This is a genomic window from Psychroflexus sp. ALD_RP9 (genome assembly GCF_017311165.1).
Classification (GTDB): Bacteria; Bacteroidota; Bacteroidia; order Flavobacteriales; family Flavobacteriaceae; genus Psychroflexus.
Window position 1 is genome coordinate 680,430 of sequence record NZ_CP062973.1, and the last position, 18,231, is coordinate 698,660.

27 protein-coding genes are annotated in these 18,231 nt (G+C 34.2%); 2 read left to right on the forward strand and 25 right to left on the reverse strand.

The window, feature by feature from the left end; genetic code table 11:
• Positions 1-2 precede the first annotated feature (2 nt).
• Genes secY through rpsL form a run of 25 tightly spaced genes read right to left on the reverse strand, consistent with a single transcriptional unit; the run spans position 3 to position 13,387 of the window.
• Positions 3-1,340 carry a preprotein translocase subunit SecY gene (secY, locus tag IMZ30_RS03185; protein ID WP_207039099.1) on the reverse strand — a complete coding sequence of 446 codons (1,338 nt, stop codon included), beginning with the start codon at positions 1,338-1,340 and terminating at the stop codon, positions 3-5.
• A 9-nt stretch (positions 1,341-1,349) separates the two neighbouring features.
• Positions 1,350-1,802 carry a 50S ribosomal protein L15 gene (rplO, locus tag IMZ30_RS03190; protein WP_207039100.1) on the reverse strand — a complete coding sequence of 151 codons (453 nt, stop codon included), beginning with the start codon at positions 1,800-1,802 and terminating at the stop codon, positions 1,350-1,352.
• A 2-nt stretch (positions 1,803-1,804) separates the two neighbouring features.
• Positions 1,805-1,984, reverse strand: a complete 180-nt coding sequence (rpmD, locus tag IMZ30_RS03195) for a 50S ribosomal protein L30 (protein ID WP_207039101.1) — start codon at positions 1,982-1,984, stop codon at positions 1,805-1,807.
• Positions 1,985-1,988: 4 nt separating this feature from the next.
• Positions 1,989-2,513 carry a 30S ribosomal protein S5 gene (rpsE, locus tag IMZ30_RS03200; protein ID WP_207039102.1) on the reverse strand — a complete coding sequence of 175 codons (525 nt, stop codon included), beginning with the start codon at positions 2,511-2,513 and terminating at the stop codon, positions 1,989-1,991.
• Between the two features lie 3 nt (positions 2,514-2,516).
• Positions 2,517-2,873 carry a 50S ribosomal protein L18 gene (gene rplR / locus IMZ30_RS03205; RefSeq protein ID WP_207039103.1) on the reverse strand — a complete coding sequence of 119 codons (357 nt, stop codon included), beginning with the start codon at positions 2,871-2,873 and terminating at the stop codon, positions 2,517-2,519.
• Positions 2,874-2,875: 2 nt separating this feature from the next.
• Positions 2,876-3,418, reverse strand: coding sequence for a 50S ribosomal protein L6 (gene rplF, locus IMZ30_RS03210; protein WP_207039104.1), 543 nt, complete (start codon positions 3,416-3,418; stop codon positions 2,876-2,878).
• A gap of 16 nt (positions 3,419-3,434) precedes the next feature.
• On the reverse strand, positions 3,435-3,833 hold the full coding sequence (gene rpsH / locus IMZ30_RS03215) for a 30S ribosomal protein S8 (protein WP_207039105.1): 399 nt from the start codon (positions 3,831-3,833) through the stop codon (positions 3,435-3,437).
• An 18-nt stretch (positions 3,834-3,851) separates the two neighbouring features.
• On the reverse strand, positions 3,852-4,121 hold the full coding sequence (rpsN, locus tag IMZ30_RS03220; RefSeq protein WP_207039106.1) for a 30S ribosomal protein S14: 270 nt from the start codon (positions 4,119-4,121) through the stop codon (positions 3,852-3,854).
• 2 nt (positions 4,122-4,123) lie between these two features.
• Positions 4,124-4,675, reverse strand: a complete 552-nt coding sequence (gene rplE / locus IMZ30_RS03225) for a 50S ribosomal protein L5 (RefSeq protein WP_207039107.1) — start codon at positions 4,673-4,675, stop codon at positions 4,124-4,126.
• A 2-nt stretch (positions 4,676-4,677) separates the two neighbouring features.
• Positions 4,678-4,989 (reverse strand): 50S ribosomal protein L24, encoded by a 312-nt coding sequence (gene rplX, locus IMZ30_RS03230; RefSeq protein ID WP_207039108.1) that lies wholly within the window; start codon positions 4,987-4,989, stop codon positions 4,678-4,680.
• Positions 4,990-4,999: 10 nt separating this feature from the next.
• Positions 5,000-5,368 carry a 50S ribosomal protein L14 gene (gene rplN / locus IMZ30_RS03235; RefSeq protein ID WP_073192319.1) on the reverse strand — a complete coding sequence of 123 codons (369 nt, stop codon included), beginning with the start codon at positions 5,366-5,368 and terminating at the stop codon, positions 5,000-5,002.
• A gap of 1 nt (position 5,369) precedes the next feature.
• A complete protein-coding gene (rpsQ, locus tag IMZ30_RS03240; RefSeq protein WP_073192321.1) occupies positions 5,370-5,627 on the reverse strand; it encodes a 30S ribosomal protein S17 in 258 nt (85 codons plus the stop codon).
• A 10-nt stretch (positions 5,628-5,637) separates the two neighbouring features.
• Positions 5,638-5,829: a 50S ribosomal protein L29 gene (rpmC, locus tag IMZ30_RS03245; RefSeq protein ID WP_207039109.1), complete on the reverse strand. Its 192-nt coding sequence runs from the start codon at positions 5,827-5,829 to the stop codon at positions 5,638-5,640.
• A gap of 5 nt (positions 5,830-5,834) precedes the next feature.
• Positions 5,835-6,254, reverse strand: coding sequence for a 50S ribosomal protein L16 (gene rplP, locus IMZ30_RS03250; protein WP_073192325.1), 420 nt, complete (start codon positions 6,252-6,254; stop codon positions 5,835-5,837).
• A 21-nt stretch (positions 6,255-6,275) separates the two neighbouring features.
• Entirely contained in the window at positions 6,276-6,983 is a 708-nt protein-coding gene (gene rpsC, locus IMZ30_RS03255; protein WP_207039110.1) for a 30S ribosomal protein S3, read from the reverse strand.
• A gap of 8 nt (positions 6,984-6,991) precedes the next feature.
• Positions 6,992-7,399: a 50S ribosomal protein L22 gene (gene rplV, locus IMZ30_RS03260; protein ID WP_207039111.1), complete on the reverse strand. Its 408-nt coding sequence runs from the start codon at positions 7,397-7,399 to the stop codon at positions 6,992-6,994.
• Positions 7,400-7,405: 6 nt separating this feature from the next.
• The gene (gene rpsS / locus IMZ30_RS03265) at positions 7,406-7,684 is read right to left on the reverse strand and encodes a 30S ribosomal protein S19 (RefSeq protein WP_207039112.1); all 279 of its coding nucleotides are present in this window, start codon (positions 7,682-7,684) and stop codon (positions 7,406-7,408) included.
• 5 nt (positions 7,685-7,689) lie between these two features.
• Positions 7,690-8,517: a 50S ribosomal protein L2 gene (gene rplB / locus IMZ30_RS03270; RefSeq protein WP_207039113.1), complete on the reverse strand. Its 828-nt coding sequence runs from the start codon at positions 8,515-8,517 to the stop codon at positions 7,690-7,692.
• A gap of 9 nt (positions 8,518-8,526) precedes the next feature.
• On the reverse strand, positions 8,527-8,817 hold the full coding sequence (rplW, locus tag IMZ30_RS03275) for a 50S ribosomal protein L23 (protein WP_207039114.1): 291 nt from the start codon (positions 8,815-8,817) through the stop codon (positions 8,527-8,529).
• Between the two features lie 7 nt (positions 8,818-8,824).
• The gene (gene rplD, locus IMZ30_RS03280; protein ID WP_207039115.1) at positions 8,825-9,454 is read right to left on the reverse strand and encodes a 50S ribosomal protein L4; all 630 of its coding nucleotides are present in this window, start codon (positions 9,452-9,454) and stop codon (positions 8,825-8,827) included.
• Positions 9,454-10,068, reverse strand: coding sequence for a 50S ribosomal protein L3 (gene rplC / locus IMZ30_RS03285; RefSeq protein WP_207039116.1), 615 nt, complete (start codon positions 10,066-10,068; stop codon positions 9,454-9,456). The genes rplD and rplC overlap by 1 nt, the downstream gene beginning before the upstream one ends.
• Positions 10,069-10,090: 22 nt before the next feature.
• Positions 10,091-10,396 carry a 30S ribosomal protein S10 gene (gene rpsJ / locus IMZ30_RS03290; protein ID WP_207039117.1) on the reverse strand — a complete coding sequence of 102 codons (306 nt, stop codon included), beginning with the start codon at positions 10,394-10,396 and terminating at the stop codon, positions 10,091-10,093.
• Positions 10,397-10,405: 9 nt separating this feature from the next.
• Positions 10,406-12,514, reverse strand: coding sequence for an elongation factor G (fusA, locus tag IMZ30_RS03295; protein ID WP_207039118.1), 2,109 nt, complete (start codon positions 12,512-12,514; stop codon positions 10,406-10,408).
• A gap of 5 nt (positions 12,515-12,519) precedes the next feature.
• Positions 12,520-12,996 carry a 30S ribosomal protein S7 gene (gene rpsG / locus IMZ30_RS03300; protein ID WP_207039119.1) on the reverse strand — a complete coding sequence of 159 codons (477 nt, stop codon included), beginning with the start codon at positions 12,994-12,996 and terminating at the stop codon, positions 12,520-12,522.
• A gap of 16 nt (positions 12,997-13,012) precedes the next feature.
• On the reverse strand, positions 13,013-13,387 hold the full coding sequence (rpsL, locus tag IMZ30_RS03305) for a 30S ribosomal protein S12 (protein ID WP_073192345.1): 375 nt from the start codon (positions 13,385-13,387) through the stop codon (positions 13,013-13,015).
• A gap of 114 nt (positions 13,388-13,501) precedes the next feature.
• Here rpsL and IMZ30_RS03310 point away from each other — a divergent pair, with 114 nt between their 5' ends.
• Positions 13,502-15,082, forward strand: a complete 1,581-nt coding sequence (locus IMZ30_RS03310) for a hypothetical protein (protein ID WP_207039120.1) — start codon at positions 13,502-13,504, stop codon at positions 15,080-15,082.
• A gap of 120 nt (positions 15,083-15,202) precedes the next feature.
• A complete protein-coding gene (locus tag IMZ30_RS03315; protein ID WP_207039121.1) occupies positions 15,203-18,226 on the forward strand; it encodes a SusC/RagA family TonB-linked outer membrane protein in 3,024 nt (1,007 codons plus the stop codon).
• The last annotated feature ends 5 nt before the right edge of the window (positions 18,227-18,231 follow it).

Consider the following 18,231-nt stretch of genomic DNA (forward strand, 5'->3'; position numbering starts at 1 on the left):
AATTAAGCGACTGCTTTTCTGTTTTTACCACTTTTCATTAATCCATCATAATGTCTATTCAATAAATAAGAATTGACTTGCTCAATCGTATCAATAGCAACACCTACCATAATTAATAAAGAAGTTCCACCAAAGAATAACGCCCATCCCTGCTGAACACCTAATAAAGAGATGATCGCTGGAAAAATGGCGATTATTGCAAGGAATACGGAACCAGGTAAGGTAATTTGTGACATTATACGATCTAAATATTCACCTGTTTCAGAGCCTGGTCGTATACCAGGTATAAAACCACCACTTCGTTTTAAATCATCCGCCATCTTATTAGTTGGAACTGTAATGGCAGTATAAAAGAAAGTGAAAATAATTATTAAAAGACCAAAAACAAGATTATACCAAAAACCGAAAATATCTTGAAATGCAGCTGTAACGCCTTGAGCAGTCTCACTCTCTGATAATCCTGCAACAGCAGCAGGTATAAACATAATGGCTTGTGCGAAAATTATTGGCATAACCCCAGAAGCGTTAAGCTTTAAAGGAATAAATTGTCTAGCACCTCCAACTGCTTGTTTTTCGAATTTACCTGAAGCTGATTTTCTTGCGTATTGCACAGGAATTTGTCTAACAGCTCTTACTAACATGATTGAAGCATAAATTATCACAAACCAAATTACTAGCTCGATAAGAATCATTATCAAACCTCCATTACCATCGCTGATTCTAGAACTGATTTCCTGAACAAAAGATAGAGGTAGGGTTGCAATAATACCGACCATAATTAAAAGAGAAATTCCATTTCCAATTCCTTTATCGGTAATACGTTCACCTAACCACATCGCAAAAATACATCCAGTAGTAAGAATAATAACTGAAGATGCAACAAAAGTGAAGGAGCTATCTAATAAAAAAGCATTAGCTGGTAATGTGCTATATAAATTATAAATATAACCTGGACCTTGAACTAAAGTTATGGCAATAGTTAGCCATCTGGTAATTTGAGTAATTTTCTTTCGGCCGCTGTCACCTTCTTTTTGAAGTTTTTGAAGATATGGAATTGCAATCGTCATTAGTTGAACAACAATCGAAGCAGATATATATGGCATGATACCCAGAGCAAAAACAGAAGCGTTAGAAAATGCGCCACCTGTAAAAGCGTTAAGTAAACCTAACAAGCCACCATCGGTTTGTCTTGATAAATTGTCAAGTGCGGATGCATCGACACCTGGTAAAACAACTTGTGCTCCAAATCTATAAACTAAAAGTAAACCGAGAGTTAAGAGAATTCTATTTCTTAACTCATCGATTTTCCAAATATTTTTAATAGTTTCAAAAAACTTCATAGTGGATAATTAAATGATTTCTATTTTACCTCCTGCGGCTAAAATAGCTTTTTCAGCTGACTTAGAAAACTTATTTGCCTTAACTTCAATGTTGGCTTTTAATTCACCATCAGCTAAGATTTTAACAGGCATATTTTTATTAACTACACCTAAGTTAATTAAGTCCTCAACAGATACCTTATCTTCTACCTTTTTGTTATCAACTAACTCTTGTAATTTGCTGATATTGACAGTTTGGTATTCTATACGATTGGGATTAGTAAAACCGTACTTAGGTAAACGTCTTTGAAGAGGCATCTGACCACCTTCAAAACCGATTTTACGTGAGTAACCCGATCTGGATTTAGCACCTTTGTGACCTCTTCCTGCTGTCCCGCCACTTCCAGAAGCTTCTCCTCTACCTTTTCTGGTAGAATTAGACTTTACTGAACCTTTTGCGGGTTTTAGATTATGTAATTCCATAATTATATTTCTTCTACAGTAACTAAATGATTTACTTTATTGATCATACCTAAAACAGACTTAGAGGGTTCTAAAATATTAGATTGACCAATTTTTCTAAGACCTAAAGCTTCAAGTGTGAGCTTTTGGTTCTTTGGACGCTTAATAGCGCTTTTAACTTTGGTAACTTTTAATTTTGCCATTTGACTATCCGTTAAAAAGTTTTTCAAGAGTAATACCTCTTTGTTTCGCAACTACTTCTGGACTTCTAAGCCTTAAAAGTGCATCAAAAGAAGCCTTTACCATATTATGTGGGTTTGTAGAGCCTTGGTTTTTAGATAACACATTATGTACACCAACTGACTCAAGAACAATTCTTGTAGGACCTCCAGCAATAACACCAGTACCTTCGGAAGCAGGCATAAGCAAAACTTTTGCTCCTCCAAATTTACCAATTATTTCATGAGGAATAGTTCCTTTGTAAAGAGGAATTCTAACAAGATTTTTCTTTGCGTCTTCTACTGCTTTTGAAATAGCCTCTGCTACTTCTTTAGATTTTCCGAGGCCTTGTCCTACCACACCGTTTTCATCACCAACAACAACGATTGCAGTAAAACCAAAGGCTCGACCACCTTTAGTTACTTTGGTTACACGTTGTACGCCTACTAATCTATCCTTTAAATCTAGACCACCTGGTTTAACGGTTTCAACATTTTTATATTTATGAAACATATTTTAAAATTTTAATCCACCCGAACGGGCGCCTTCAGCTAGTGATTTAACTCTTCCGTGATATAAATAACCACCTCTATCAAATGAAACTGAGTCTATACCGGCATCTAAAGCCTTTTTAGCAACAGTTTCACCAACAACTTTGGCAGCATCAGACTTATTAAGTCCATCAACGTTCACATCTTTATCTCTTGACGATGCTGATAATAAAGTAACACCATTGACATCATCAATCAATTGTGCATATATACATTTGTTACTTCTATATACAGAAAGTCTTGGTTTTGTAGCTGTTCCGTTAATTGTTTTTCGGATACGCTTTCTAATTTTATGTCTTCGAACTTCTTTTGAGAATGCCATAATTATGCTGATTTTCCTGCTTTACGTCTAATATATTCACCTACATATTTAATCCCTTTTCCTTTGTAAGGCTCAGGCTTTCTAAAAGACCTAATCTTTGCCGCAACTTGAGAAACAAGTTGTTTGTCAAATGATGTTAACTTGATAATAGGATTTTTTCCTTTTTCAGATATAGTTTCGACCTTTACTTCTGGAGCAAGATTTATAACTATATTATGAGAAAAGCCTACAGCAATATCAAGTTTTTGTCCCTGATTAGATGCTCTATATCCTACCCCAACTAATTCAAGTTCTTTAGTAAAACCCTCTGAAACACCTAAAACCATATTATTGATTAAGGCACGATATAAACCGTGTTTAGATTTAATATCCTTTTTCTCAGAAGGCCTTTCAAGTAAAACTTGATTGTTTTCAATTTTTACATTGATGTCGCTAACTTTTTGTGTTAGCTCGCCTAACTTACCCTTTACTGTGATGATGTCGTCGTTTAGACTGACTTCAACATTATCTGGTATGTTAATTGGACTATTTCCTATTCTTGACATTACATTAAATTTAATATTAATAAACGTAACAAAGAACCTCACCACCAACGTGTTCACGTTGTGCTTGTTTTCCCGTCATAATTCCTTTAGAAGTAGACATTATAGCTATCCCTAAGCCATTCAGAACTCTTGGAATATTTTCAGAACTACTATATTTTCTTAAACCAGGCTTACTGGCTCTTTGAATTTTTTTAATGACAGGATCATTTGTGTGCTTGTCGTACTTTAACGCTATTTTGATTATTCCTTGTTTATCGTCTTCGATAAATTTATAACTTAAAATGTATCCTTGATCGAATAATATTTTAGTTATTTCCTTTTTAAGATTAGATGCTGGTATTTCAACGACTCTGTGTGTAGCTGAAACAGCATTTCTAATTCTTGTCAAATAATCTGCAACTGGATCTATATTCATCTTTGATTATTTATTTAATTACCAACTTGCTTTTTTAACACCAGGTATTAAACCTTTATTAGCCATTTCTCTAAACATAACTCGAGAAATACCAAACTGTCTAATATAACCCTTAGGTCTACCCGTAAGTTTACATCTGTTATGAAGTCTTACTGGAGAAGAGTTCTTTGGTAATTTTTGTAATGCTTCGTAATCACCAGCTTCTTTAAGAGCAGCTCTTTTCTCAGCATATTTATCTACCATTTTTTGTCGCTTTACTTCACGAGCTTTCATTGATTCTTTTGCCATAATTACTTCTTTTTAAAAGGTAAACCTAATTCTGTTAAAAGAGCCTTAGCTTCTTTATCTGTATTCGCGGTGGTCACAAAACTAATATCTAAACCAGAAATTCTATTAACTTTATCGATGTTAATTTCTGGGAAAATAATTTGTTCCTTGATACCTAAGTTGTAATTACCACGACCATCAAAACCGTCTGCATTAATGCCATTAAAGTCTCTTACACGAGGTAAAGCAGATGTTATTAAGCGATCTAAAAACTCATACATTCTGTATCCTCTTAAAGTCACTTTTACACCTATTGGCATGCCTTTACGTAATTTAAACGATGCTACGTCTTTCTTAGATATAGTAGACACAGCCTTTTGGCCTGTAATTAATGCAAATTCTTCTAAAGAGTGATCAATTAATTTCTTATCAGCAATTGCAGCTCCAACACCTCTACTTAATACAATTTTCTTAAGTTTAGGTACTTCAAATTGATTGGAATAACTAAATTCTTCTTTAAGAGAATTTAGAATCCTATTTGAATATTCTTCTTTTAATCTTGGTACGTAAGTCATAATTAAATTACTTCTTTAGTCTTCTTAGATATTCTAAGTTTTTTTCCATCTTCATATTTGTAACCAACTCTAGTAGTTTTGTTATCTTTAGTTAGCAATGAAACATTAGAAATATGAATTGGAGCTTCTGATTTATCTATTCCACCTTGTGGGTTATTAGCTGAAGGCTTTTTATGTTTGGATACCATATTGACACCTTCAACAAGAACTCTATCTTTATCTTTAAGGATTTTAATCACTTTTCCTTCCTTGCCCTTATCTTCTCCCGCTAATACACGGACATGGTCATTGAGTTTAATTTTAAACTTTTTCATGAATTCAAATTTAAAGCACTTCAGGTGCTAGTGATACAATTTTCATGAATTGGTTATCCCTAAGCTCTTTGGCAACTGGACCAAATACACGAGTACCTCTCATTTCTCCAGTAGGGTTCAAAAGAACACAAGCGTTATCATCAAATCTGATGTATGAACCATCAGGTCTTCTAACCTCTTTGCTTGTTCTAACCACTACGGCTGTGGATACAGCTCCTTTTTTAATGTTTCCATTAGGAGTTGCTTCTTTAACACTAACAACGACTTTATCACCTACCGATGCATAACGCCTTTTTGTACCACCAAGTACTCTAATTACGAGTACTTGCTTGGCTCCAGTGTTGTCTGCTACTTTTAATCTTGATTCTTGCTGTACCATTTTATTTTGCTCTTTCTATTATATCAACTAACCTCCAACGTTTTGATTTGCTCAAAGGTCTTGTTTCCATAATTCTAACAGTGTCACCTTCGTTGCATGAATTTTCTTCATCATGTGCAACATACTTTTTAGTTTTCAAAACGAACTTACCATAAAGTGGATGCTTCATTTTCTTAACTTCAGAAACAACAATAGATTTCTCCATTTTGTTACTTGTGACGACACCAATACGTTCTTTTCTTAAATTTCTTTTTTCCATTTAATTAGAATTATTCTAATTCTCTTTTTGAAATCTCTGTATTGATTCTTGCTATAGTTTTTCTCATTTTATTAATCTCGGATGGATTATCTAAAGGAGATAACTGATGCGTTAACTTAAGCTCTTTTAATTTAGCTTGGCTGTTTAACAATGCATCTTTTAAATCAGATACAGATAGTTCTTTAATTTCAGACTGCTTCATAATTATTATTCTTGATAATCTCTAGCCACAATAAACTTAGTTTTAACTGGCAATTTTTGAGCTGCAAGACGCAAAGCTTCTTTAGCAACATTAAGTGGAACACCACCTATTTCAAAAATTATACGACCAGGCTTAACCACTGCAGCATAATATTCAACAGAACCTTTACCTTTACCCATTCGTACTTCAAGAGGTTTTTTGGTAATTGGTTTGTCTGGAAATATTTTAATCCATAACGAACCTTCTCTTTTCATATAACGGGTAGCAGCAATACGAGCTGCTTCAATTTGACGTGAATTTATAAACGTAGAATCTAAAGATTTAATACCAAATGTACCGTTAGATAGTCTATGACCTCTTCCGGAAACACCTTTCATTCTTCCTTTTTGATGCTTACGATATTTTGTCCTTTTTGGCTGTAACATGCTTTAATCTTTAATGATTAATTACTTTCTACGTCGCGCTTTACGACGTGCTTTCCCTTTGCTTTCATTTTTAGACAGGCCAATAAGTGGAGATAGTTCACGTTTACCATAAACTTCTCCTTTCATGATCCAAACCTTAACACCTAATCTACCATAAGTTGTATGTGCTTCGACTAAGGCGTAATCAATGTCAGCTCTAAAAGTTGATAGAGGAATTCTTCCTTCTTTATAGGACTCAACACGAGCCATTTCAGCACCGTTTAATCGTCCTGCAATCTGAATTTTAATTCCTTCAGCATTCATTCTCATAGCAGCAGCAATAGCCATTTTTGTTGCTCTTCTATAAGATATACGATTCTCAATTTGTCTTGCCACACTGGTTGCAACCAATTGAGCATCTAGCTCAGGTCTTTTAATTTCGAAAATATTTACCTGAACTTCTTTGTCTGTAATTTTCTTAAGCTCCTCTTTTAACTTGTCTACCTCTTGACCACCTTTACCAATAATTATACCAGGTCTGGCGGTAGTGATAGTAACGGTTACAAGTTTAAGTGTACGCTCAATAATCACTCTCGAAACGCTAGCTTTTTGGAGACGGGCATGAATATACTTACGTATTTTATCATCTTCAGCTAGGTTATTACCATAATCTTTTCCTCCATACCAGTTAGATTCCCAACCTTTAATGATTCCAAGTCTATTACCTATCGGATTTGTTTTTTGTCCCATAATTCTCCTTAGCTTTGCGTATTATTGTTTTCACCAAGTATTAAAGTTACATGGTTTGATCTTTTTCTAATTCTGTGTGCTCTTCCCTGCGGAGCTGGCCTTAAACGCTTTAACATACTTGCACTATCAACTTTAATTTCACTTATGAATAAATTTGCTGATTCTACATCTGCATCTTCGTTTTTTGCTTGCCAGTTCGCTATAGCAGAAAGCAATAATTTTTCAACTCTTCCTGAAGCCTCTTTTGTTGAAAACTTCAGAATATTTAGAGCATCATTTACTGATTTACCTCTAACAAGGTCAGCTACAAGTCTCATTTTTCTAGGTGAAGTTGGACAATTGTTCAACTTTGCAAAAGCTAATTTAGCTCTAGCTTCTTTAAGCTTTGCTGCACTCTCTCTTTTTCTAACTCCCATGACTTACTACTTTTTACCCTTATTTTTAGAACCTTGATGACCTCTAAAAGTTCTAGTTGGTGAAAACTCTCCTAATTTATGACCTACCATATTTTCTGTAATAAAAACAGGGACAAATTGTCTTCCATTATGAACTCCAACAGTTTGACCAACGAAATCTGGAGTAATCATAGATGCTCTAGACCAAGTTTTAATAACAGATTTTTTTCCGGACTCAACATTCTGAGCAACTTTTTTTTCTAATTTATAATGGACAAATGGTCCTTTTTTTAATGAACGAGCCATATCAATTATTTCTTTTTACGTTCTAAAATGTGCTTACTGCTAGACTTTGTTTTTGATCTAGTTCTATAACCTTTTGCAGGTATACCATTACGAGATCTTGGATGACCTCCAGAAGCTCTACCTTCTCCACCACCCATTGGGTGATCAACAGGGTTCATCACAACAGGTCTTGTTCTTGGTCTTCTACCCAACCATCTACTTCTACCAGCTTTACCAGAAATACAAAGCTGATGATCACTATTTGATACAGCACCAATTGTAGCTAAACAATCAGCTAAAATTAATCTTGTCTCACCAGAAGGCAACTTAATAGTGACGTACTTTCCTTCTTTTGCCATAAGTTGAGCAAAAGTTCCTGCACTTCTAGCCATAATAGCTCCTTGTCCAGGTCTTAACTCAACACATGAGATAATTGTTCCAAATGGAATTTTTGATAAAGGCATAGCGTTACCAATTTCAGTAGGAACATTATCTTTACCAGAAATTACCGTTTGACCAACTTTTATACCACTAGGAGCAATAATGTATCGTTTTTCACCATCAGTATACTTCAACAAAGCTATAAAAGCTGTCCTATTAGGATCATACTGAATAGAATCAACAGTAGCCTCAACACCCTGTTTATCACGCTTAAAATCAATAAGCCTATATCTTCTTTTATGACCACCACCAATGTAGCGCATAGTCATTTTACCCTGATTGTTACGACCACCAGACTTTTTTAACGGAGTCAATAAAGACTTTTCCGGCTTATCAGTTGTAATAACGTCGTTATTATTTACAACTTTAAAACGCTGGCCTGGAGTATTTGGTTTTAATTTTCTAACCGACATTTTACCTTATTAAAGATTATTATATAAATCTAATGTATCACCTTCAGCTACTTTAACCATAGCTTTTTTGTACTCATTAGTCTTACCTGAAACAATACCTGTTTTTGTATATCTTGTCTTGTACTTAGGCAAAACTCTAAGAGTCCTAACCTTATCTACACTAACATTATAAGTAGATTCAATTTCATTTTTTATTTGAACCTTGTTAGCCTTAACATCAACTAAAAAAGTAAAAGTATTTTGTACTTCACTTAAATCTGATGATTTTTCCGTAATTAATGGTTTTAAAATTACACTCATAATTAGCTTATTTACCTAAGATATCATGCAAAAATTCAACTTGAGCTTCAGATATAAAAACATAATTAGAATTCAACAAAGTATAAGTGTTTAATTCTGAATGTCTTACCACCTTAGAACGGTCTAAATTTCGCGACGACAAATATACATTTTTATTATTGTCTGTCAACACAAATGTTGATTTTTTATTTTGTACATCGAAAGACTCCAAAACTCTTTTAAAGTCTTTAGTTTTCGGCGCATCGAAAGTGAAGTCTTCTACAATAAAAAGCTGCTTATCTGCAAATTTCTGAGAAAGTGCTGATTTACGAGCTAAACGTTTAAGCTTTTTATTAAGTTTTTGACTATAATCTCTTACTCTTGGACCAAAAACACGACCACCACCTTTAAATATAGGTGATTTAATACTACCAGCTCTAGCTGTTCCAGTACCTTTTTGCTTTTTGATTTTACGAGTACTACCTTTAATCTCCGCTCTTTCTTTAGCCTTATGTGTTCCTTGTCTTAAATTAGCTAAATGCTGTTTTACATCAAGGTACATCGCGTGATTATTTGGCTCAATTCCAAAAACATCATCAGAAATATCGATATTTCTGCCTGTTTCTTTACCATTAATATCTAATACTGCTACTTTCATTACTTAAGAATAGTTACATAAGAGTTTTTATGACCAGGAACACAACCTTTAACTACTAGAAGGTTTTTCTCTGGAACTACTTTTAAAACTCTAAGATTTTGAACTTTTACTTTTTTGTTTCCCATTTGACCAGCCATACGCATACCTTTAAAGATACGTGCAGGATACGAAGCTGCACCAACTGAACCAGGTGCTCTTAACATACTTTGCTGACCGTGAGTTCTTTCTGAACCACTAAAACCGTGTCTTTTTACAACACCTTGGAAACCTTTTCCTTTAGAAGTACCACTTACATCAACAAATTCACCTTCAGTAAAAATATCAACAGTAATGTGATCGCCTAATTTAAACTCTTCTTCGAAACCTTGGAACTCAATAACTTTTCTTTTGACAGAAGTACCAGCTTTTTTAAAGTGACCTAAATCAGCTTTTGTGGCATTTTTGTCTGATTTGTCATCGAAACCAAGCTGAAGAGCATCATACCCGTCAACCTCTTTGGTTCTGACTTGGGTAACGGCACAAGGACCAGCTTCGATTACAGTACATGGAATGTTTTTTCCATTTTCATCGAAAAGGCTTGTCATACCGATTTTTTTTCCTATTAACCCAGACATATTTATAATTATTAATTAGTAATTAAACTTTTATTTCTACTTCTACACCACTTGGTAATTCAAGCTTCATTAGAGCATCGATTGTTTTTGAAGATGAACTATAGATATCGAGTAGTCTTTTATATGAATCTAGCTGAAATTGTTCTCTAGATTTTTTATTAACGTGTGGTGATCTAAGAACAGTAAATATTTTTTTCTTAGTCGGTAAAGGTATTGGACCTGTAACCACAGCGCCAGTTGTTTTTACGGTCTTCACAATTTTTTCTGCAGATTTATCTACTAAATTGTGATCGTAAGATTTTAATTTTATTCTAATTTTTTGACTCATGACTTCTTATTATTCGTTTGAACCTGTTGCCGCTTTAATTACTTCTTGAGAAATATTAGACGGTGTTTCTTGGTATTCAGAAAACTCCATTGTAGAAGTTGCTCGACCAGACGATAATGTTCTTAAGGTAGTAACATAACCAAACATTTCTGATAGTGGTACGTCTGCTTTTATAACTTTAGCACCTGAACGGTCTGACATGTTATTAACTTGGCCTCTTCTTCTATTTAAGTCACCTACAATATCACCCATATTTTCTTCTGGAGTAACAACTTCGACTTTCATAATAGGCTCAAGAACAACAGCTCCAGCTTTTTTTGCAGAAGCTTTGTAACCCATTTTCGCTGCTAACTCGAATGATAATTGATCTGAATCAACTGGGTGGAATGACCCATCTTTCAAAGTAACCTTTAAAGTATCCATTCTAAAACCAGCTAAAGGCCCGTTTTTCATAGCTTCTTCAAAGCCTTTCTGAACTGATGGTATAAATTCTTTAGGTATACGACCACCTTTAATTTGATCTACGAACTGTAGACCTGTACCTTCAAAATCGTCATCGACAGGCCCCATTTCGAATACAATATCAGCAAATTTACCACGACCACCAGATTGCTTTTTATAAACTTCACGATGTTCAGCAGATTTTGTAACTGCTTCTTTGTATTCAACTTGTGGTTCACCTTCATTAACTTCAACCTTGAATTCACGTTTTAAACGATCTACTAAGATTTCGATATGAAGCTCTCCCATTCCAGATATAATTGTTTGACCTGAAGCGTCATCAGTTTTCACTTGAAAAGTAGGATCCTCTTCAGCTAATTTACCTAAAGCAACACCAAGTTTTTCAACATCTGCTTTTGTTTTTGGCTCTACTGCAATACCAATAACTGGATCTGGGAACGTCATTGATTCAAGAACAATTGGGTGATCTAAATCTGTTAAAGTATCACCAGTTTTAATATCTTTAAAACCAACGGCAGCACCTATATCACCAGCTTCAATTTTATCAATTGGTTGTTGTTTATTAGAGTGCATTTGGTACATACGAGAAATACGCTCTTTTTTACCAGAACGATTGTTTAAAACATATGAACCAGCATCTAAAGTTCCTGAATATGTTCTAAAGAAAGCTAAACGACCAACAAAAGGATCGGTAGCAATTTTAAATGCAAGCGCTGAAAATGGAGAATCTACGTTAGGTTTTCTAACCTCTGGCTCTCCAGTAGTAGGGTTTTCACCCTCAATAGCTTCTACATCGATTGGTGAAGGAAGATATCTCATCACAGCATCAAGCATTGCTTGTACACCTTTGTTTTTGAAGGCAGAACCACACATCATAGGTATAATAGACATATCTATAGTTGCAGCTCTTAAAGCAGCGATAATCTCATCTTCAGTGATAGAGCTTTCATCTTCAAAGAATTTCTCCATCAATTCCTCATCATATTCTGCAACTGCCTCAACTAATTCCGCTCTATATTTATCTACATCCTCCTGTAATTCAGCTGGAATATCAATTTCTTCGTAAGTCATTCCGAAATCCTCTTCATTCCAGATAATAGCCTTCTTAGAAATCAAGTCAACTACACCTTTAAAGTCGATTTCATCACCAATAGGAACCTGCAATGGTACCGGATTACCACCTAACATTTCTTTAACTTGCTTACAAACATTAAAGAAATTTGCTCCCTGACGGTCCATTTTATTAACGAAACCTAACCTTGGTACACGGTATTTATCAGCCTGTCGCCAAACCGTTTCTGATTGTGGCTCAACACCATCAACGGCGCTAAATAAAGCAACCACACCATCAAGCACACGCAATGAACGCTCTACTTCAACAGTAAAGTCAACGTGACCAGGTGTATCAATTATATTTACAATATATTCATGATCCCTGTAAGGCCAAGTACAATGAGTTGCAGCCGAAGTAATTGTAATACCACGTTCTTGTTCTTGCTCCATCCAGTCCATAGTAGCTGCACCATCATGAACTTCTCCTATTTTATGACTAATACCTGTATAATACAAAATACGCTCTGTAGTTGTAGTTTTTCCTGCATCAATATGAGCAGCGATACCGATATTTCTAGTATATTTTAAATCTCTTTGTGCCATTATTTTTAGAATCTAAAATGTGAAAATGCTTTGTTAGCTTCTGCCATCTTATGAGTATCAACACGCTTTTTAACCGCTGCACCTTCTTCTTTAGCCGCAGCAAGAATTTCAGCTGCTAATTTAGCAGACATTGTTTTTTCGTTACGCTTTCTCGAATATCCAATTAACCACTTCATGGCAATTGATATTTTTCTATCAGGTCTGATTTGTGAAGGAATTTGAAATGTCGCACCACCAACTCGTCTACTTTTAACTTCAACGTGTGGCATAACATTTGACAAAGCATCTTTCCAAAGCTCTAAAGCTGTTTTTTCATCATCCTGCTTTTTCTCTTCTACAATATCCATTGCATCATAAAAAATCTTAAACGCAATTGATTTTTTACCATCCCACATCATCATGTTTACAAATCTAGTAACGAGTTGATCGTTAAACTTTGGATCTGGCAATAATGGTCTTTTTTTGGCTTGTCTTTTTCTCATGTCTCTGCTTTAAGATTTATTTTTTTGGACGTTTTGCACCATACTTAGAGCGTCTTTGTAAACGACCTTCTACTCCAGCTGTATCTAAAGCACCACGAACTATGTGATACCTAACACCTGGCAAATCTTTTACTCTACCGCCTCTAACTAATACTATCGAGTGCTCTTGAAGATTGTGACCCTCACCTGGAATGTAGGCGTTTACTTCTTTACCATTTGTTAACCTTACCCTAGCCACTTTTCTCATAGCTGAATTTGGTTTTTTAGGGGTAGTTGTGTAAACACGCGTACAAACTCCACGTCTTTGCGGGCAAGAATCTAAGGCAGCCGATTTACTCTTCTTAGTCATCGAGCGTCTTCCTTGTCTTACTAACTGTGAAATTGTTGGCATAATTTTACTTAAATTATTTATTCTTAATTTTTAAGGTTTGCAAATGTATTAAAATATATTTAGCTAACAAATTTTAAATCATTAATTTTCAAGCCGAAAGAAACAATCAGCACATTGAAAAGTTTTCTATTTATTCGTATCGTTCTATTGGCATTTCTGCTTCTCTTTGCTTTAAGATCTGAAGCACAAGAAAGTGTTTTTTTAGATTCAATTTCAGTTGAAATTCAAAAAATTAATTTGATAAAAAATCAGAATAAACGAAATGATAAGAAACAAGCACTTATCTTATACTTAAAACAGAATAATTATCCATTTGCAAAAATAGATTCAACAACTAACAAAATTGTCATTGGTGAAAAAATCAAACAAATTATTGCTAAACCACATAACGAATCAACAAGAGCAATTTTAGATAATGAAACAATTCAAGCCGAAAGCATAGAGACCTTTAATAGTGAATTAGAAAAACTCAAAAAAAGATTAATTGACAAAGGTTATCCATTTGAAAAAATAGCAACGAAATCTATCGAAATCGAAGATCAAATTTTATACATATATATAGTTATAGAAATACGAAACAAAAGGGTAATTGACGAGGTCATTATTAAAGGCTACCAGAATCTACCAAAAAAACTTATTAAAAAAAGGATTAATAAGACAATAAAAAAGAACAAAAATATAGAGTTAGGAAAAAACCTAAAATTTATTGAGCAAGAGCTACCTATTAGATTCAGAACTAAAATCAATTATCTATACAAAAAAGATAGCACCAAATTATATATCTACACAGACAAAAAACTTGAAAACGAATTTAGCGGAATACTAGGCTTTTCTAACGAAGATGATAATTTCAAAATAAACGGGAACGCAAATCTTAAGCTTCAAAACCTAATCAACTTAAATGAGAAACTTCAACTTCAATACAACAATACTAATTCTGACCAAGAAATTATCAACCTACATCTAGAACTCCCTTTTTTATTTAAAAGCCCGATTAAAAGCGAAACAAAATTTCACATATTTAATCAAGATAGCACGTTTAGCAACACAACATTTGAGCAGAATTTAGACTACATATTTAATAAAAACATACAACTAGGACTACTTTACAATTCAGAAACATCAAACAACACTATCAACTCAAACGAAGATTTCAGCTATAACGGAATCGGGCTAACATCGCAAATTAGTTTTGAGAATTATGGAACTCTCAACTTAAGAATGCAAACTGGAGAACGAAAATCGGAAATACGAAAAACTAGAAGCAGAATTGAACTGGCTTACAACAATACATTTTTGCTCAACAAAATATATTCAACTGAAGTTTATATAAACTTTTCAGAGACTTACACAGATAGCTTTTTTGAAAGCGAGGTCTTTAGAATTGGAGGAATACAAAATTTAAGAGGCTTTTTAGAAAACAGCATTGTTGCAACTCAGTATTCGTTGGTCAAAATTAACCACAATTTCAAACTAACTGAAGAACTTACAACGTTAGCAACAACAGACTTTGGTCAAGTTGAAAACAGTTACAATTCTATAAATTCGCAGTATTTTTACAGCTTTGGTTTCGGTTTAAACCTCAAACGATCAAATTCGAATTTGAAAATAATCCTAGCTAATGGATTTTCAAATAGGCAAAATTTTGATGCTCAGGATACGAAAATCCATATTGTTTTGAGCAGTTATTTTTAATTTCAGCATAAAATATGTTAAGATTTAACACCGTTAATTTTAAATTAATGTAAAAAATTGTTGTACAATTAAGTATTTATTTACATTTTTGGCATTGGCTAATTCAAATAAATTAATAAAATGAAAACAAAATTTAGTGGATTTCTGACACTTTTACTAGTGTTAGCAGTGCAAATTGGTTTTGCACAAACTAAAACAGTGACAGGTAATGTTACTGATGCAGACGGTTTACCACTTCCCGGGGTAAACATCCTTGTTAAAGGCACAAACACGGGAACACAGTCTGACTTTGATGGTAAATACTCTATTAAAGTATCAGCTGACCAAACTCTTGTATTTAAATACTTAGGATTTAAAACACAAGAAATTCCAGTTGGAAGCAAATCAACCGTTAATGTAAGTATGGTTGTAGATGCTGCTGAATTAAGTGAGGTAGTTGTTACAGGTTATTCTACAACAACCAAAACTAAATCTACAGTCGCCTCTCAAACAATTTCAGCTAAAACTATTGAAAATAGACCTAATGCATCATTTGTACAGACTTTATCTGGACAAGTTGCCGGTTTGAATATTACAACTGCTTCAGGACAACCTGGTGCTAATTCAACTGTAAATCTTCGTGGTGTATCTTCTATTAACGGTAATACTGAGCCGCTATTCATTATCGATGGAGCTCCTGTTGACGAAGATAACTTTAGAAGTTTAAACCCACAGGACATTGCAAACATCACTGTCCTAAAGGATGCTGGTGCTACAGCAATTTATGGTAACAGAGGTGCTAATGGTGTTATTATCATTGAAACAAGAACTGGAGATTATAACTCAGATCTTAAAATCAATTATACAGGTATCATGAGTTTTAATAACTTACAAGATAACGACTATGATTTAATGAGTTCACCAGAACAGCTTAGACTAGAACGTCTTTACGGCAATGGTAGAGGTGTTGGCCTTACAGACGAAGAGATTAACAATACTGAAACATTTGATTGGGCAGACTTCTTCTTTGATGCTGGACTATCAGAAAATCATACCTTAAGTTTATCTAGTGGTAGCGCCAATGCAACACAGTTTACTTCTTTTGGTTTAAACGAAACAGACGGTATATTACAGAATTCTGATTTAAAACGTTTTAATGTAAGAAACAATATATCGGGACGTTCTAAAAATGAAAAATTTAAGTATAGTACAAATTTTTCTTTAAACTATTCAGAGTCTAACGAGCCAAACGAAATTGGTAGTGGTGCGATTAACAGAAACTACATTTTAGGAGCTTACCAGGGTGTGCCTTATGTAACACCAGATGACTACATTGATGGTGCTGACTTAGTATCTCAGGGTACGCCATTCTTCAACACTCCACTTTACTTATTAGACCGACTAAGAACTTACAATAGAAAAGAAGAAGAGGTTAAAATAATTGGTAGTGTTACAGCTAGTTATGATATCACAGATGATTTAACTTTCAGATCAGTAAGTTCTATGGACTATCAAAATGAAATTTTATTAAGATCTGAAGGTCCTGAATCTTTTAACGCAATTTTATTTGCACAAGATGGTAATGAGACACCTGGTTTTCAAACACAAAGCTCACGCCGTGTATTTACATTTAACCAGTTAACTTCTTTAAATTACTCTAAAACTTTTGGCAAACACACAATTGATGGTGGACTATATACAGAGTATTTTAAAGCTCACTTAAGAAGTTTTGGATACTTTGCAGAAGGTTTAAATCCTAAAACCTTTACTCCTGGAGATGGTGCAGGACTTGTAGGAGATAATTCAGCTAATGATTTCTTCGTAGACGATGGTTTTGCAACTGTTAGAAACGCTGGTTTGTTCTCTTACTTTGCTAATGCTAACTACGACTACGACGAAACTTATGGTTTAGGTGCTACAATTAGACGTGATGCGTCTTACCGTTTTACTGGTGACAATACATGGGCAACCTTTTTCTCTGTATCAGGACGTTGGAACATCAATAACGAAGATTTTATGGATGGTGTTGACTTTGTAGACGTTTTGAAACTTAGAGCTTCTTATGGTACTGCTGGTAACCAAAGAATCTCAGGTGCAACTTATTTCAGTGTACCAGACTTATATAGAGAATTATACGCTACTGGAAATGGTTATGCAGGTCAACAATCTGTTTTCTTAGGACAGTTACCTAACCCTTTTGTTCAGTGGGAAACTGTTGCAACAGCAAACTTAGGGGTTGATTTCGAATTATTTGACTCTAAATTAAGAGGACAAATAGATGTGTATCAGCGTGAAACTACAGATTTATTCCAAAATATTCCAATTTCAGCAATCCAAGGTACAACAGGTATCAACTCAAATACAGGTAGCTTATTTAACCGTGGTGTTGATGTTAACCTTAATTATGACTTAATTAGAAATCCTGGTGATGGCTTAAACTTAACTTTAAATTTTGTTGGTAACTACAACAAAACTGAATTACAAGATTTACCAAGCGAGGATGGTGAGATTATTGGAATTGGTCGTAACGGTGGACAGTTAGGTGAATATTATGAAGTTAGATACGCAGGTGTTAATCCAGCTAATGGAAATTTACTATATTATACTGCAGATGGTAATTTAACTGAAGAGCCAAATGCAGATACTGACCGTGTATGGTTAGACAAAAACATAATTCCATTAGCAAATGGTAGTTTTGGATTTAATGTTGACTATAAAGGTTTCTTTTTACAAACACAGTTTAACTATGTATTAGGTGTAGATCGTTTTGACTTTGATTTATCTGGATTCCAAGACCCAACAAGTATTGGTCAGTTTAGATCTTCAAGAGATTTACAACGCGCTTGGACACCTGACAATAGAGTTACTGATATCCCAAGACTACGTGCAGAGAATTTAACTTTATTAGGTGCTGATGAGTCGACAAGATTCATAAGACAGTCAGATTTCTTGAGATTAAGATTTGCTAGTTTTGGATATTCTATACCTAAAGATGTGTTAGAGAAAACAAATACAGGCATCTCTAATGTAAGACTATTTGTAAATGGTGAAAATTTATTTACATTGAGTGAATGGAGAGGATTTGATGCTGAAGCACAAAGCAACACTGGTAGGCTATATCCTACACCAAGAACAGTATCATTAGGATTTGAAATTGGATTTTAAAAAAT

What these genes read in the sequence shown, in the direction of transcription:
- secY (WP_207039099.1), bottom strand. Translation starts at nt 1,340, where the DNA reads ATGAAGTTTTTTGAAACTATTAAAAATATTTGGAAAATCGATGAGTTA.
- rplO (WP_207039100.1), bottom strand. Translation starts at nt 1,802, where the DNA reads ATGGAATTACATAATCTAAAACCCGCAAAAGGTTCAGTAAAGTCTAAT.
- rpmD (WP_207039101.1), bottom strand. Translation starts at nt 1,984, where the DNA reads ATGGCAAAATTAAAAGTTACCAAAGTTAAAAGCGCTATTAAGCGTCCA.
- rpsE (WP_207039102.1), bottom strand. Translation starts at nt 2,513, where the DNA reads ATGTTTCATAAATATAAAAATGTTGAAACCGTTAAACCAGGTGGTCTA.
- rplR (WP_207039103.1), bottom strand. Translation starts at nt 2,873, where the DNA reads ATGGCATTCTCAAAAGAAGTTCGAAGACATAAAATTAGAAAGCGTATC.
- rplF (WP_207039104.1), bottom strand. Translation starts at nt 3,418, where the DNA reads ATGTCAAGAATAGGAAATAGTCCAATTAACATACCAGATAATGTTGAA.
- rpsH (WP_207039105.1), bottom strand. Translation starts at nt 3,833, where the DNA reads ATGAATATAGATCCAGTTGCAGATTATTTGACAAGAATTAGAAATGCT.
- rpsN (WP_207039106.1), bottom strand. Translation starts at nt 4,121, where the DNA reads ATGGCAAAAGAATCAATGAAAGCTCGTGAAGTAAAGCGACAAAAAATG.
- rplE (WP_207039107.1), bottom strand. Translation starts at nt 4,675, where the DNA reads ATGACTTACGTACCAAGATTAAAAGAAGAATATTCAAATAGGATTCTA.
- rplX (WP_207039108.1), bottom strand. Translation starts at nt 4,989, where the DNA reads ATGAAAAAGTTTAAAATTAAACTCAATGACCATGTCCGTGTATTAGCG.
- rplN (WP_073192319.1), bottom strand. Translation starts at nt 5,368, where the DNA reads ATGGTACAGCAAGAATCAAGATTAAAAGTAGCAGACAACACTGGAGCC.
- rpsQ (WP_073192321.1), bottom strand. Translation starts at nt 5,627, where the DNA reads ATGGAAAAAAGAAATTTAAGAAAAGAACGTATTGGTGTCGTCACAAGT.
- rpmC (WP_207039109.1), bottom strand. Translation starts at nt 5,829, where the DNA reads ATGAAGCAGTCTGAAATTAAAGAACTATCTGTATCTGATTTAAAAGAT.
- rplP (WP_073192325.1), bottom strand. Translation starts at nt 6,254, where the DNA reads ATGTTACAGCCAAAAAGGACAAAATATCGTAAGCATCAAAAAGGAAGA.
- rpsC (WP_207039110.1), bottom strand. Translation starts at nt 6,983, where the DNA reads ATGGGACAAAAAACAAATCCGATAGGTAATAGACTTGGAATCATTAAA.
- rplV (WP_207039111.1), bottom strand. Translation starts at nt 7,399, where the DNA reads ATGGGAGTTAGAAAAAGAGAGAGTGCAGCAAAGCTTAAAGAAGCTAGA.
- rpsS (WP_207039112.1), bottom strand. Translation starts at nt 7,684, where the DNA reads ATGGCTCGTTCATTAAAAAAAGGACCATTTGTCCATTATAAATTAGAA.
- rplB (WP_207039113.1), bottom strand. Translation starts at nt 8,517, where the DNA reads ATGTCGGTTAGAAAATTAAAACCAAATACTCCAGGCCAGCGTTTTAAA.
- rplW (WP_207039114.1), bottom strand. Translation starts at nt 8,817, where the DNA reads ATGAGTGTAATTTTAAAACCATTAATTACGGAAAAATCATCAGATTTA.
- rplD (WP_207039115.1), bottom strand. Translation starts at nt 9,454, where the DNA reads ATGAAAGTAGCAGTATTAGATATTAATGGTAAAGAAACAGGCAGAAAT.
- rplC (WP_207039116.1), bottom strand. Translation starts at nt 10,068, where the DNA reads ATGTCTGGGTTAATAGGAAAAAAAATCGGTATGACAAGCCTTTTCGAT.
- rpsJ (WP_207039117.1), bottom strand. Translation starts at nt 10,396, where the DNA reads ATGAGTCAAAAAATTAGAATAAAATTAAAATCTTACGATCACAATTTA.
- fusA (WP_207039118.1), bottom strand. Translation starts at nt 12,514, where the DNA reads ATGGCACAAAGAGATTTAAAATATACTAGAAATATCGGTATCGCTGCT.
- rpsG (WP_207039119.1), bottom strand. Translation starts at nt 12,996, where the DNA reads ATGAGAAAAAGACAAGCCAAAAAAAGACCATTATTGCCAGATCCAAAG.
- rpsL (WP_073192345.1), bottom strand. Translation starts at nt 13,387, where the DNA reads ATGCCAACAATTTCACAGTTAGTAAGACAAGGAAGACGCTCGATGACT.
- IMZ30_RS03315 (WP_207039121.1), top strand. Translation starts at nt 15,203, where the DNA reads ATGAAAACAAAATTTAGTGGATTTCTGACACTTTTACTAGTGTTAGCA.